11 protein-coding genes are annotated in these 14,459 nt (G+C 41.3%); 8 read left to right on the top strand and 3 right to left on the bottom strand.

What is annotated here, in order from left to right; all coding sequences use genetic code 11:
- Positions 1 to 32: 32 nt before the first annotated feature.
- The 4 genes from FO442_RS08480 (at position 33) to clpX (ending at position 4,943) form a co-directional block, all read left to right on the top strand.
- Positions 33 to 1,967, top strand: a complete 1,935-nt coding sequence (locus FO442_RS08480) for an ABC-F family ATP-binding cassette domain-containing protein (RefSeq protein ID WP_144332729.1) — start codon at positions 33 to 35, stop codon at positions 1,965 to 1,967.
- A gap of 107 nt (positions 1,968 to 2,074) precedes the next feature.
- On the top strand, positions 2,075 to 2,872 hold the full coding sequence (locus tag FO442_RS08485; RefSeq protein ID WP_144332730.1) for a DUF2797 domain-containing protein: 798 nt from the start codon (positions 2,075 to 2,077) through the stop codon (positions 2,870 to 2,872).
- A 106-nt stretch (positions 2,873 to 2,978) separates the two neighbouring features.
- On the top strand, positions 2,979 to 3,647 hold the full coding sequence (gene clpP / locus FO442_RS08490) for an ATP-dependent Clp endopeptidase proteolytic subunit ClpP (RefSeq protein ID WP_144332731.1): 669 nt from the start codon (positions 2,979 to 2,981) through the stop codon (positions 3,645 to 3,647).
- A gap of 75 nt (positions 3,648 to 3,722) precedes the next feature.
- Positions 3,723 to 4,943 carry an ATP-dependent Clp protease ATP-binding subunit ClpX gene (gene clpX / locus FO442_RS08495; RefSeq protein ID WP_144332732.1) on the top strand — a complete coding sequence of 407 codons (1,221 nt, stop codon included), beginning with the start codon at positions 3,723 to 3,725 and terminating at the stop codon, positions 4,941 to 4,943.
- A gap of 140 nt (positions 4,944 to 5,083) precedes the next feature.
- Here clpX and trmB read toward each other — a convergent pair whose 3' ends face one another.
- Positions 5,084 to 5,764, bottom strand: coding sequence for a tRNA (guanosine(46)-N7)-methyltransferase TrmB (gene trmB / locus FO442_RS08500; RefSeq protein ID WP_144332733.1), 681 nt, complete (start codon positions 5,762 to 5,764; stop codon positions 5,084 to 5,086).
- A 109-nt stretch (positions 5,765 to 5,873) separates the two neighbouring features.
- On the opposite strand from trmB, the gene FO442_RS08505 reads away from it, so the two are divergent.
- Both FO442_RS08505 and FO442_RS08510 read left to right on the top strand, forming a co-directional pair.
- Positions 5,874 to 7,808 (top strand): KUP/HAK/KT family potassium transporter, encoded by a 1,935-nt coding sequence (locus FO442_RS08505; protein ID WP_144332734.1) that lies wholly within the window; start codon positions 5,874 to 5,876, stop codon positions 7,806 to 7,808.
- 7 nt (positions 7,809 to 7,815) lie between these two features.
- Positions 7,816 to 8,739 carry a glycosyltransferase gene (locus tag FO442_RS08510; RefSeq protein WP_144332735.1) on the top strand — a complete coding sequence of 308 codons (924 nt, stop codon included), beginning with the start codon at positions 7,816 to 7,818 and terminating at the stop codon, positions 8,737 to 8,739.
- 54 nt (positions 8,740 to 8,793) lie between these two features.
- On the opposite strand, the gene FO442_RS08515 is transcribed toward FO442_RS08510, so the two are convergent.
- Together FO442_RS08515 and FO442_RS08520 are read right to left on the bottom strand one after the other, a co-directional pair.
- Positions 8,794 to 9,879, bottom strand: a complete 1,086-nt coding sequence (locus tag FO442_RS08515) for an ATP-binding protein (RefSeq protein WP_144332736.1) — start codon at positions 9,877 to 9,879, stop codon at positions 8,794 to 8,796.
- Positions 9,876 to 10,565 (bottom strand): response regulator transcription factor, encoded by a 690-nt coding sequence (locus tag FO442_RS08520; protein WP_144332737.1) that lies wholly within the window; start codon positions 10,563 to 10,565, stop codon positions 9,876 to 9,878. The genes FO442_RS08515 and FO442_RS08520 overlap by 4 nt, the downstream gene beginning before the upstream one ends.
- Positions 10,566 to 10,732: 167 nt before the next feature.
- Here FO442_RS08520 and truA point away from each other — a divergent pair, with 167 nt between their 5' ends.
- Both truA and FO442_RS08530 read left to right on the top strand, forming a co-directional pair.
- The gene (truA, locus tag FO442_RS08525) at positions 10,733 to 11,503 is read left to right on the top strand and encodes a tRNA pseudouridine(38-40) synthase TruA (RefSeq protein ID WP_144332738.1); all 771 of its coding nucleotides are present in this window, start codon (positions 10,733 to 10,735) and stop codon (positions 11,501 to 11,503) included.
- A 1-nt stretch (position 11,504) separates the two neighbouring features.
- Complete coding sequence (locus tag FO442_RS08530) at positions 11,505 to 14,450, top strand: sensor histidine kinase (protein WP_144332739.1); 2,946 nt, start codon at positions 11,505 to 11,507, stop codon at positions 14,448 to 14,450.
- Positions 14,451 to 14,459: the final 9 nt, after the last annotated feature.

Consider the following 14,459-nt stretch of genomic DNA (forward strand, 5'->3'; position numbering starts at 1 on the left):
ATTTTCCGCCTCTACATTTTATACCTTTGTACATGCTTGTTTTGGAAAAATTGGGAGTGCATTTCCCGCAAGGTTATTTATTTGAGGAATGTTCTGCTCAAGTGAATCAAGGAGATCGAATTGGTCTGGTTGGTAAAAATGGTGCAGGAAAATCAACGCTGTTGCGATTGATCGCTCAAACAGAAAAACCAACAGACGGCCAGATCCATCGTCAGAAGGGATTGGAAGTGGGTTTCCTGACCCAGGATATTGTCATCGATACCACCCAATGTGTATTTGATTACCTGTTTTTTTCGAACGATCAGTTGAACCATTTGCGTAAGCACATTGATGAAATTAACAAACAGCTGACAACCCGTCAAGATTATGAATCCGAATCCTACCTGGAGTTGTTGAATGATCTGAATGCTACCAATGACCTGTTCAATATTCACGACGGATTCCAATGGGAAGAAAAGATTGCATCTGTTTTGGACGGATTGGGTTTTCAGAAAGAAGATTTTGAGAAACCCCTAAATTCGTTCTCCGGCGGATGGAAAATGAGGGCCGAATTGGCTAAGATCCTGGTGAATCGCCCGAATTTGTTGTTGCTGGATGAGCCGACAAACCACCTGGATATTGTTTCCATTCAATGGTTGGAGAATTACCTGACAAAATTTGACGGTGCTGTTATTGTCATTTCCCACGACAGATTGTTCCTGGATAATGTAACGAACCGGACCTGGGAAATTTCTTTCGGAAAAATCCTGGATTTCCCTTATGCGTATTCCAAATACAAAGAATTGAGGGCTGAAGAGCTGGAACGGCTGGCGGATGCAAAGAAGCAGCAGGATAAGGAAATCAAACAAACGCAGGAATTGATCGATAAGTTCCGGGCGAAAAAAAATAAAGCGGCATTTGCACAATCACTGATCAAAAAATTGGACCGTACGGAACGCATCGAATTGGAAAGTGATGTCGTAGCAAAAATGAATATTTTCTTTCCGCTGAATGTTCAACCCGGAAAATGGGTACTCGAAATGGACCATTTGGGGAAAAGCTACGGATCCAGGACCTTGTTTAAAGAGATCTCCATTACTGTGGGAAGAGGTGAGAAAATCGCGTTGCTCGGACCCAATGGAGTGGGGAAATCCACCTTATTCAAATGTTTAACGAAAGAAATCGACTTTGAAGGAAAAGTGGAATATGGTCACAATGTGAAGATTACTTATTTTGCTCAGGATCAAGCCGAACGATTGAACAAGAATCTAAGCGTTTACGAAACAGTCGACCTGGTTGCCTCCGGTGATGTCCGGAAAGATCTGCGGTCCATTTTGGGAGCATTTTTATTTTCAGGGGAAGACATCGATAAAAAAGTTGGTGTATTGTCGGGAGGAGAACGTACCCGGCTGGCTTTATGCCAATTGCTCCTAAGCCCTTCGAACGTTTTGATCCTGGATGAGCCGACAAACCACCTGGACATCCAAAGCAAGCAGGTATTGAAAAAGGCACTGCTGCAATACGAAGGAACCTTCTTAATCGTTTCTCACGACCGGGAATTCCTGGATGGGTTGACAAACCGGATTTGGGATATTGAGAATCAAACCCTGAAAATCCATCACTTCGGCGTGTATGAATACCTGCAGCGCAAATTGTCTATGGAACCGGCTTCGGCCAAAACGGAAAACAAACCGACGCAGAAAGTGGTAGAAGAACCTGAGGTAAAGGTTCAGTCGAATGAGGAACGAAAAGAATTGAAGCGCAAGAAGAATCAGCTTCAGAATAAAATAAAACAGCATGAAGAACGTGTCCAGGAACTGGAAAAGGAAGTAAAAGTACTGGAAGATCAACTGGCTACCATGGATTTTTCTGACTCAACGAAAACAACCCCGGTTTTGAAAGCATTTGAAGAAGTGAAATCCAAATTGGATTATTATTCGGATTTGTGGATGGAAGCAACGGAAGAATTGGAAAGTATACAAGATTAAGACAGCAGGACTTTAGGACATCGGGATATTAGGATTACATGACATTATAACTAAGTCAATTCGTGTCCTGAAATCCTGAAATCTGAGAGTCTTAAAATCCAAAAAAGATGAAAGGATTATTAGATAAAATGCGGGTTTCTTTCGAGGAGCCCATTCAATACCAGCTGGTTCTAAATAACGAACCGCAAATAGGGATGAATGCCCTGATCGGAAGAGAAATTGAATTAAACTGGACAGGAAAAATCATTTGTTCGAATTGTGGAAAACAAACAAAGAATTCCTTCGGACAGGGATTTTGTTTCAATTGTTTTCAGTCTGCACCGCAAGCTGCTCCGTGTATCATCAACCCGGAGCTTTGTAAAGCTCATCTGGGTGAAGGGAGAGATATCGAGTGGGAACATAAACACCACAATCAGCCACATGTGGTATATTTGGCCGCTTCCGACACCATCAAAGTCGGAGTGACTCGTGCCGAACAAACATTAACACGCTGGATCGACCAGGGAGCATCCCATGCAATTATCCTGGCCGAAACAACCAATCGATATGAGGCCGGAATAATTGAAGTTGCGTTGAAATCCTACATGACAGACAAAACGAACTGGCAGCGCATGCTCAAAAACGAGATCAACCACGAATTGGATTTGCTGGATGAAAAGGGAAGAGTGGAAGATTTATTGCCATTCGACATGCGTGATTTTGTAAGTATGAATGACACGATTATTTCGCTGAATTATCCGGTTGAAAAATATCCGCTGAAAGTGAAAAGTGTAAGCTTTGACAAGTCACCTGTGATTCGGGGAAAATTAGCCGGGATTAAAGGCCAGTACTTGATTTTTGATGATGAACGGGTTCTGAATATCCGAAAACATACAAGCTATGAAATCGAATTTACACACGATTAAGTTTTGAACTTTTTGATGTTGTAATTATTCTAGTTAATTTCTGCCAAAAAAAGAATCAATTGTTCGGATTCGTATTAATTTTAATATTCTTAAAAAATCTATCAACATGTTCGACAAAAACGAATTTAATAAGTACGCCACAAAGCATGTCGGAATTTCAAGCATGCACTTAGAAAGCTACATCGAATCTTCTTTAACACCGTATATTATCGAAGAACGTCATTTGAATATGACACAAATGGACGTGTTCTCACGTTTAATGATGGATCGGATCATTTTCCTGGGAACCGGAATTAACGATCAGGTCGCGAATATCATCAATGCGCAGTTATTATTCCTGGAATCTGTGGATGCAAAAAAAGATATTCAGATTTACTTAAACTCACCGGGAGGATCCGTATACGCTGGTTTGGGAATTTATGATACCATGCAGTATATCAAACCGGATGTTGCAACGATCTGTACTGGAATGGCCGCCTCAATGGGAGCGGTTCTGATGTGTGCTGGGGCTGAAGGAAAACGTTCTGCGCTGAAACACGCACGTGTAATGATTCACCAGCCACTTGGAGGTGCTCAGGGACAGGCTTCTGACATCGAGATCACAGCACGAGAAATCCAGAAATTGAAAAAAGAATTGTACGATATTATCGCTACCCATTCGAAACAATCGTATGAAAAAGTTTGGGCTGATTCAGACCGTGATTACTGGATGACAGCTGAAGAAGCAAAAGAATACGGAATGGTGGACGAGATCTTGCTTCGCAACCCAAAATAGTCTAACTTTGCATCATATTATCCTAAGTCATCCCAGCTCAGCCGGGATGACTTTTTTGTCGATTAAAATTAGAATATGTCAAAAAAGGAAACTTCCTGCTCGTTTTGTGGGAGACCACGAAGTCAAGTAGGTTTATTGATAGCGGGTTTGTCAGGACACATCTGTGACCATTGTATTGCGCAGGCAAGAATGATAGTTGATGAAGATCAGACAACCAAAACTTCTACTCAAGGAGCTCCGGTAAATGTATTAAAACCGCAGGATATCAAGGAACGATTGGATGAGTACGTAATCGGACAGGACGATGCCAAGAAAACGCTTTCGGTTGCGGTTTACAATCATTACAAACGCTTACATCAAACCAAGATCGAAGAAGTAGAGATTGAGAAATCGAATGTGATCTTAGTCGGACGCACCGGAACAGGAAAAACCCTGCTTGCAAAGACCATTGCAAAAATGTTGAACGTACCGTTTTGTATTGCGGATGCAACAGTTTTAACGGAAGCAGGTTACGTGGGAGAAGATGTGGAAAGCATTCTTTCCCGTTTATTGCAGGCTGCGGATTACAATGTTCAGGCGGCGCAACACGGGATCGTATTCATTGATGAGATTGATAAAATTGCACGTAAGAGCGATAATCCATCTATTACGCGTGACGTATCCGGAGAGGGAGTTCAACAGGCCTTGTTGAAACTATTGGAAGGCTCTACGGTAAATGTTCCGCCGCAGGGAGGAAGAAAACACCCGGAACAAAAAATGATCGCGATCGATACGAAGAACATTTTGTTTATTTGTGGGGGAGCTTTTGACGGAATTGAACGAATCATTGCGAGCCGCGTGAACAGACAAACGATCGGGTTTGGTTCTCATGTAACGGAAAAAGTGGATGAGGATAATTTCCTAAAGTACATCACACCGACAGACGTGAAATCATACGGATTGATTCCCGAATTGATCGGGCGTTTCCCGGTATTGACTTACCTGGAACCGTTGGATGCCAAAAGTTTGAAACGGATTATCACAGAGCCTAAAAACGCAATTATTAAGCAATATATACGATTGTTCGAGATCGATGGAATCCGTTTGACATTTGATGCAAACGTATTGGATTTTATCGTGGAGAAAGCCATTGAGTTTAAATTGGGAGCACGTGGATTGAGATCCATTTGTGAAGCAATCTTGACGGATGCGATGTACGAATTACCTTCCAAAAATGAAAAGGAATTCCGTGTCGACCTGGAATATGCGAAAGCACAGTTCTCAAAAAGCAAGGTGGCACGATTGAAAGTCGCATAAGCGAATTGAAAATTGAGAATGTAAAAATTGAAAAGTTATTTGATCCTCTTTGTGAAAACAGAGAGGATTTTTCTTTTTTAGAAATCTGATTTTGTAGTATCGGAGAATTAAAAATCTTTTCAATTCTCCATTTTACATTTTCAATTGATCTTGAACGAACAATACTTAATCACCGAACCTTTTGCTGTAAACAGTTGTTCGTAATGCGTTTTGATATGTAAAATTTCGCGGATCGTCGGATCCAGATCTTCCGGGATGGATTGGTATAAATCCCAGGTCGATTCAATCAGTTCATATCCGTGCTCCCGGATTTGTTCTTCTGTTGATTCGAACAACAGATCCGAATCCGTTTTCAAATGAACCAGGCCTCCCGGTTTCAAAATGCGTCTGTAACGCGCAATAAATTGTTCGGAAGTCAATCTTTTTCGTGGTTTGATCGGTTGCGGGTCTGAAAAGGTCAGCCAAATTTCATCGACTTCATTCGGTTCAAAATACGATTCGATAAAATCAATTTTGGTTCGCAGGAAAGCAACATTCGTAAGTTTTTCATCCAATGCTTCTTTTGCTCCCACGAACATCCGGGAACCTTTGATGTCAACCCCGATAAAGTTCTTATTGGGATAGTGCTTTGCCAATCCAACGGAATATTCTCCTTTTCCGCATCCCAGTTCCAGGACAATCGGATGCGTGTTCTTAAAGTAGTCTTGATGCCATTTTCCCTTCAATGGAAATGCTTCCTGCGGATTCGGTTCAAGTGTTGGTTCGAACACATTATCCCAATTTTTCATTTCCGCAAAGCGTCTCAGTTTATTCTTTCCCATAAATCGGTGCAAAAGTACACAATCCCTGAAAGTTTTTTGAGGATTTTTCACCAAATCCTAGTATGTAACTTTCCCAATATGTACCTTTACGGTTTAATTTTTACGCCTTATGTCAAAAAGTCATCATCACGCGCTTTCATTCGCGGGATTGATCATCACGGTGGGAATTATTTTCGGGGATATCGGAACTTCACCGCTTTATGTTTTAAAGGCAGTTGCCGGAAAAAGAGAAATCACTGAACAGTTGATACTTGGGGGGTTATCCTGTATTTTCTGGACAATCACGCTTCAAACGACACTGAAGTATGTAATTATTACATTGCGGGCAGACAACAAAGGTGAAGGGGGGATTTTCTCCTTGTATACATTGGTACGCCGGCAGCGGAAATGGCTGGTGATTCCGGCGATGATCGGCGGGGCTTCTTTGCTGGCGGACGGAATTATTACACCGCCAATCTCGGTTTCTTCGGCTGTAGAAGGACTTGGGTATATTAACCCGAAGATCAATACTGTTCCGATTGCCATAGCTATTATCATCGGGATCTTTGTTATTCAGCAGTTCGGGACCAAGTTTATCGGGCGTTTTTTCGGTCCGGTAATGATGATCTGGTTCCTGATGATCGGGACAGTCGGATTTATGTATTTCATGAAAGATCCGGGAATTTTAAAGGCAATTAATCCGACATACGCTTATGATCTTTTAGTGAATTATCCAAAAGGATTCTGGCTGCTTGGGGCTGTATTCTTATGTACAACCGGTGGTGAGGCGCTTTATTCTGATTTAGGGCACTGCGGAAGAGAAAATATCCGTGTAAGCTGGGTTTTTGTAAAGGCAATGCTTTTGTTGAATTACTTCGGACAAGGAGTTTATTTAATGGACAACCTGCATGGACATATTGAAGGAAATCCGTTCTATTCGATTGTTCCTGAAGGGTTCAGACTGACTTCCGTTATTATCGCAACCGTAGCTGCAATTGTTGCTTCTCAGGCAATGATTTCCGGTTCGTTTACGCTTATCAATGAGGCTATCCGATTGAACTTGTGGCCGCGCGTAAAAGTGAACTTTCCTTCCGAGATCAAAGGACAATTGTACGTTCCGTCGATCAACTGGTTCTTAATGCTGGGATGTATTGCTATTGTTTACCTTTTCAAAAAATCAGAGAATATGGAAGCCGCTTACGGTTTGTCCATCATTCTGACGATGATCAGTTCCACGGTGTTGCTGTATTTCTATTTCCTTCGCAAGCATTGGAATCCGATATTGCGTTACGGTTTGATCGGTTTGTTCTTCATCGTTGAGAGTAGTTTCCTGATTGCTCAGATCGATAAGTTCCCGCAGGGTGGTTACATTACTTTGACGATCGCACTTTCCGTTATGTCGGTGATGTATGTTATTTTCAAGAGTAAGATCATTCGAAACAGCATCATTGACTTTGTAAAGATCAAAAGTTACTTACCGATCCTTCGTAAATTGTCCGTGGATGATCAGATCCCGACGTATGCCACCCATTTGGTTTACCTGACCAGTGCAGAACGCGTTGATGAAGTAGAGTCTAAAGTGTTTTATTCGATCCTGGAGCAACAGCCCAAACGTGCCGAGCGCTATTGGTTTGTACATGTGATTACTTCGGATGAACCGTATACGAAAGAGTACAAGGTTACCAAACACGATGAAAACGATTTGATTCGGATTGATTTCAAATTAGGATTTCGCATTCAGCCGAAACTGGACATGATGTTCAAGCAGGTAGTGGAAGAATTGGTGCAGAATGGAGAAATTGAGATCCGCTCGCGTTATGCATGTGAATACCATCATAGTGACCATATCGGGGACTTTAGATTTATTGTAATTCGTAAGTTCTTATCAAATGACAATGAATTGCCCTGGTTCCATAAATTGATTATGAATGCTTACTTCTTTATCAAAGGAAGAGCCCTGTCGGAAAAGAACGAATTCGGATTGGATCCGAGTTCCTACGTGGAGGAAAATTTCCCATATGTACTTTCTAAAGCTGCTCCGATCAATCTGAAACGAAGTCAATAGAGTAAGTATGCATCCGGCTGAATTGTCACGAGAGCGCATATTATTTGCCTGCCTCAATTGGGGACACGGACATACGGCCAGATCGATTTCTTTATTGAAGCAGTTGTCCGGCCAGGGAAACAAATTATTTATTTGTTGTAATCCGGCTCAAAAAGCAATTTTTTCCGAATACGGAATTACAGCAAAGTATATCGTGGCTGAGGGATTTCTGTTCCGCTTTAAAGGCGACGGCAACTTTACTTCGGAAATGCGGCGCAATGCCTGGCGCTTTTCCCGTGCTATCAGCGAAGAACAACGACAGGTTGAAAAACTTGTAAGTGAATTTCAGATTTCATTGGTTCTGTCGGACCATTGTTACGGTTTTCGTTCCGATACGGTTAAATCCGTTTTTATTACGCACCAGGTTTTCTTACCGCCGAAAGCCGGTTGGATTGCGCAACGTATTCACAGAAAATGGATGAATCGCTTTTCGGAGATCTGGATCATGGATGATCAACAAAAACGACTTGCAGGCGCATTGAGTAAACCTGTTCCAAAATCGACTTATATCGGATTTTATTCGCGCTTTCAGAATCGGGAGATTTCCCTCGTTCCCGGAAAAATGGTGGGAATTGTGAGCGGTCCGGAACCGTACTCGGAGCAGTTCTTTCATTGGATACTGGAACAGTATGGAGAAGCGAGTTTAACGTTGATTACTCCCAGAGTCTATTCTGAGATACCTCAACATGTAACCGCCATTACCGATTGGAGACAGGCTGATGCGGAAATAGCTTCGGCAGACACGCTGATTTCCCGGAATGGATATTCAACCTTGATGGATTTACAGTTTTTGAAAAAGAAAGCGGTACTGATCCCGACGCCGGGGCAGTTGGAGCAGGAATACCTTGTAGAATTAAAAATGGACAATGTTAAAATTGAAAAGATAGGGTAAGCTTCAAAATCCTTTCATTCCGATAGCTATCGGAACTCAATTTTACATTTTCAATTATTTGATTGTGATCCCTCGTGAAGTAACCAGTGTAGAAGAAGTTCCTTCAAATTTATCTAATGAAAAGGTAAATGTACTTCCAACACCGATCGTACTGCGGACAGAAATTGTTTGATTGTGAGAATCCAGGATGTGTTTTACGATGGAAAGACCCAGTCCGGATCCTCCTTCATTTCGGTTACGGCTTTTCTCCACGCGGTAAAAACGTTCGAATAAGCGCGGTAACTCATGCGGTTCGATTCCCGGTCCGTTATCCGAGATTTCTACAGAGACCAAATCATCTACCTCGTAAAACCGGATTTGTGTTTCCCCGTTCTCATTTCCGTATGAAATGGAGTTACTGATCAGATTTGTTAATACTTGCGCGATTTTCCCCCGATCGGCGCGCACCATGATTTCTTTGTTGTATTCCTTGGCAAAACGAAGCTTGATGTGTTTTTCCTGTGAACGCAGTTCTAAACTTTCCAGTACCTCTTTTACCAGTTCTTTCAGATCAAAAGGACGCATGTCCATTTTCAGGTCATTTACTTCCAATTTGGTGAGCTCATCCAGGTCATTCAGGATATTGGTCATCCGGTCGATTGCTTTGGAAGCACGTTCCAGGAACATGCGGTTGACCCGTTCGTCTTCCAGTCCACCTTCCAATAGTGTCAAAACATATCCCTGAATGGAAAAAACAGGCGTTTTTAATTCGTGAGCGAGGTTTCCGATGAATTCCCGTCTGAATTTGTCTTGTTGCTGCAGTTGTGTGATCTCGGAGGTTCGTTGCTCGCTCCATTTTTTGGAATCCGACTCGGCATTTCCGATTATATCTTCCGACATATTGATATACAACTTTTCATCCGGCATCATTTTTCCCTTTCGGATAGAACGGTAGAGAATGCGCAATCGGTTGTAAATAAAAGCCCTAAACAGAAAATAGAAAGCAATGAAAGTTCCCAGTGCTCCGGGCAAAATGACTGAAACAAATACACCGACCGGAATCGGATAGAAGAAATTAACAACGATGAGAATGAGTGCTAAGCAAACAGCAACGATGCCACTTCCAATAAGAATAATGGTAAACGGATTTAATTTTTTCACTTTTCAGAAAATGTATAACCAACACCTTTAATGGTACGAATATACGATTCTCCTAATTTTTCTCTCAATTTTCGGATATGAACATCGATTGTTCGTTCACCGACAATGGTTTCATCTCCCCAGACGGTTGTCAGGATCTGTTCGCGTGTAAAGACTTTTCCGGGTCTGGAAGCCAATAATTCGATCAGTTCAAACTCTTTTTTGGGCAGTTGGATCTCTTGATCGTTCATGAAAACCAGGAATTTTTCGCGATTAACGGTAATGGAAGAGGTTTTGATTTCAGCTTCGGTACCATTGATGCGCCCCGCCCTTCTAAGTAAGGCTTCTACTTTCGATACCAACAGGCGCGGTCTGATCGGTTTAGTGATATAATCATCCGCTCCCGCTTCAAAGCCGGCAACTTGTGAATAATCTTCCGCTCTGGATGTCAAAAAGGCGATCAGAGGTGAATTGAGCTGAAGATCTTGCCGGATAGTCTGGCATGCTTCGATTCCATCCATTCTCGGCATCATCACATCCATCAGAATCAGGTCCGGAGAAACTTTTTGAGCCATTTCGACTCCCTCAAGCCCGTCGTTGGCAACAAATACTTTATATCCCTCCCGCTCCAGATTATACTGTAAAAATTCCAGAATATCTTTTTCGTCGTCCACTAAAAGGATGGTTTGTCCCTTACTCACTTGCATTGTGCTCCTTGTTAAAGTTTGAGCAAAAGTATCCCTGATACTTTCCTTTATAATTACTGCTGTGTTACGAAATAATTAATTAATACCGGATGGATTATTTTAATGTTAACAATTTAGACGAGCAGGTAGATCATTTGTCAAGCAAACGAATTGATTAACTTTACTGCATGACATTTCGATATGCTCTGGAACTCGCCTATCGCGGAACGAACTATCACGGTTGGCAAATCCAACCGAATGCCTCTTCCGTTCAGGAAGAAATCGAACAAAGATTATCCCGTTTAATGGGAAATAACCCGGTTTCTGTAGTTGGTTGTGGCCGCACCGATACGGGTGTCCATGCATCTTATTATGTCCTGCATTTTGATACGGATAAAGCACTGGATCCGGAACAATTGGTTTACAAATTAAACAAAATGCTCCCGGATGATATAGGGGTCTTTTCTGCTCAACAGGTAACAGACGAATTCCATGCCCGGTTTTCAGCTACATCCCGCACGTATCACTATTTTATTCATCAAAAGAAAGATCCGTTTTTATTGGATAGCTATTACCTGGCACCGGAAATTAATTTTGCTGCTATGAACCGGGCTGCGCTGATTTTATTGGGGAAGCAGGATTTTACTTCGTTTTCTAAGCTGCATACAGATGTGAAGACAAATATTTGTACGGTTTCGGAAGCAAAATGGAATCAGCTGACAGCATATAGCTGGTACTTTGAGATAACCGCTGATCGTTTTCTAAGGAATATGGTTCGGGCAATTGTAGGCACCTTACTGGAAGTTGGTTATGGTAATCTGGATCCGGATGATCTGTTCCGGATTATGGAATCGAAGGACAGGGGAGAGGCGAAGCTATCTGTACCGGCAAAAGGATTGTTTTTAGTGGATATTCAATATCCCGAACACGTGTTTTTGGATATGAGAACAGGAAAGTGAGATGAGTCTTAAAAAAAATATCGCAATCCTGTTGACCTGTTTTTTGGCAAGTCATGCATTTACTCAAATAAACTGGGAGCCTTCCTACCGGATCTTTTCTGTTAAAGAGGGACTTCCGAGTTCCGAAACTTATTTTGTTTACCAGGATCAACAAGGATATATTTGGTTTTGTACGGATCGGGGAGTAGTTAGGTACGATGGGTTTCATATGGAGGTGCTGACCACCAAAAACGGGCTTCCCGACAATGTTATTTTTTGGATTTACGAAGATTACAAAGGGCGCATCTGGTTCATTAGTTATAACGGCCTGTTAAGTTATTATGACAATGCAAAACACAAAATTATAAAATACAGGTATAACCAGTTGATTTCCGATTATATAGGAAATAATTTATATCCTTACAAAACCTTTTCAATTGATAAAAATGATAACATATTCTTTAGTTCCGGAAATAATGGGGTCCTGAAAATTGATCGGCAAGGTAGAACACAAATAGCTGCTTTTCGCGGCGATTACTGGACTTTTGATCTACGCAACGGAAGTTACCAGGCGACCTTTAACTTATATAAAACAAAAGACATAGCACCTAAGTTTTATGAATTAACACTTCGAAAAGAAGGAAAGCTTCAAAAAAGGATAATCAGTTATGAGGTTTTTAAAAATCATATGCAGAGTGCCCTTGCTGAACTGAAATTGCATCAAGGCCGGAAAATTGCCCGGGTTCAGGATTGCTTTTTTGATCTGAGATTCCCGGAAAAGGTTGTTCGTTTCCCCGGAACTACCGGATATTTTTCTGCCGGACCTGATTTGTGGATAACCACTGTGGATGGTGCTTATAAGTTGAAGAACATCGCAAAGTATGGTTTGGTCAATGCTCCGAAACAACATTTTTTGAGCGGGTTTAAAGTTTCAGCCGTTCTAAAGGATCGGGAAAATGGGTGGTGGTTTTCTACCCTGGATAAGGGAATTGTTTATCTGCCCAATTCCATTGTAAAAAATTGTTTGGTGTTTGAAAATTCGAAAGAAATAGATGTAACCCATGTGGTGGTAGATTCAAATAAAGACATTTTTTATTCCGACCATTTGGGGGTGTTCCGTTTAAAGGATCATTACCCCTTAATTACTTCCAATCACCTTTCAAGAACGATTGTTTCGCGATTTGACAACCTCCTGCTGTTACCCAGAATAAACCGGAAGTTACCCATCGACGTGAAGAACAAAAAATATTGGCGTATCCCTAATTATTATGACTATTTCAATGAGCAAGATACCAGCGTGTTGATTTGTGCTTCTATGATTATGCGAATTCACAGGAGCGGCCAAATGGACACGCTCTATGATTATTTCGCATCAAAAAAATACGATAAGAACCTCCACCATTTTTTTGAAACAGTTTGTTCTTCCGGTGAAGCTGTTTTTGTGGGAAATGCAAAAGGACTCTTCTGTTTGAAGAACGGGATGTTGGTTAATTCCATGTTTCCAAAAGCGATCAGGGAAAACAGGATTTCTTGTGTAAGGTATTCAAAAGAATTGGGGTTGATAATAGGAACCCGTGGAGATGGAATTTACCTTTTTAAAAACGGTAAAATAACACATCACATTACCGCTAAAAATGGTTTGGTGAGTGATCAGATCAATAAAATCGAGCTTGAAAAAAACGGGATTACTTGCTGGATTTCAACAAATAGGGGTGTTTCAAAACTGTTTTTCATAGGGAACAAATACGTCCGGATCCACAACATTTTAAATGTGAACGGGCTCGCCTCCAGTGAAGTGAATTATGCGTTCCTGGATGACGGAACTGTTTACCTGGCAACCAAGCGTGGGATCTCAAAATTTCCGACGGACCTGAGTTTTTTAATGAACCCATTGAAAGAACAAGTTTCCGTAAAAGAACTAACTATTGATGGAAAGGTGATCTACCCGGAATCTCAAGATCTGGAACTCGAAAGCGGTTCAAAGATGATCCATATCGAATTGCGGTCCACAAACTATAAAAGTTTAGGCAGCCAACCTTACAAATACCGGCTGTCGGCTCACGACAAATGGACTTATGGCAATACGGGAAGTATTGATTTTTACGATTTAACCTCGGGAGATTATCATTTGGAATTGTCTTATTTAAACGACAATGGAATCTGGCAAAAGCCCTATGGAATATTAACTATTCATAAACAGCCTAAATTTGTTGAAACGATCTGGTTTTATATTCTTTTGGTCTTCAGCAGTTTTTTACTCGCGTTTATCCTTTTCAGGATTACGGCGATTCAAATTAACAAACAGCGCAGGTATAAGCGTCAAATTGAAAAGCTGGAACAAAAAGCCCTTTTGGCCCAGATGAATCCGCATTTTATTTTCAACTCATTGAATTCCATCCAAAGTTTCCTGGTGTATCATGAGAACGATTTGGCGGAGAAATACCTTCAGATGCTATCTCAGCTAATCCGGATGACCCTGAATAATTCACGGGAAAGTGAAGTAACGATCCAGCAGGAAATAGATGTTTTGAGCAAGTACATCCAGCTTGAAAAAATGCGGTTTAAAGATCGTTTTGATTTTGAAATTAAAACTTCACTGACACATACGGAACGGCAAAAATACATTCCTCCCATGTTGATCCAGCCCTTTGTGGAAAATGCCATCATTCATGGTTTTAAGGGATTGAACATTATGGGGAAACTGGAAGTGAATTTTAAAGAACTGGTGGAGAACAAACTAGTGGTCGTGGTAACAGACAACGGAATAGGGTACGATTCGAAAGACAAGAATACATTGTCCTCAGAACATAAGTCCTATGGAATGCAGATTACTTCCGAGAGACTGAGTTTATTCAGGGAAAAATACAATGCAGAGTTTGATTTTGTAATAGAAAACCGGATGGATGAAAACGGGAAATCCAAAGGAACGAAAATCATTATTTTAATCCCGGTTTTCAATAAGGATTAATACAGCAGA

The sequence above is a fragment of the Fluviicola chungangensis genome (assembly GCF_007558725.1).
In the GTDB taxonomy this organism is placed as follows: Bacteria; Bacteroidota; Bacteroidia; order Flavobacteriales_D; family Crocinitomicaceae; genus Fluviicola; species Fluviicola chungangensis.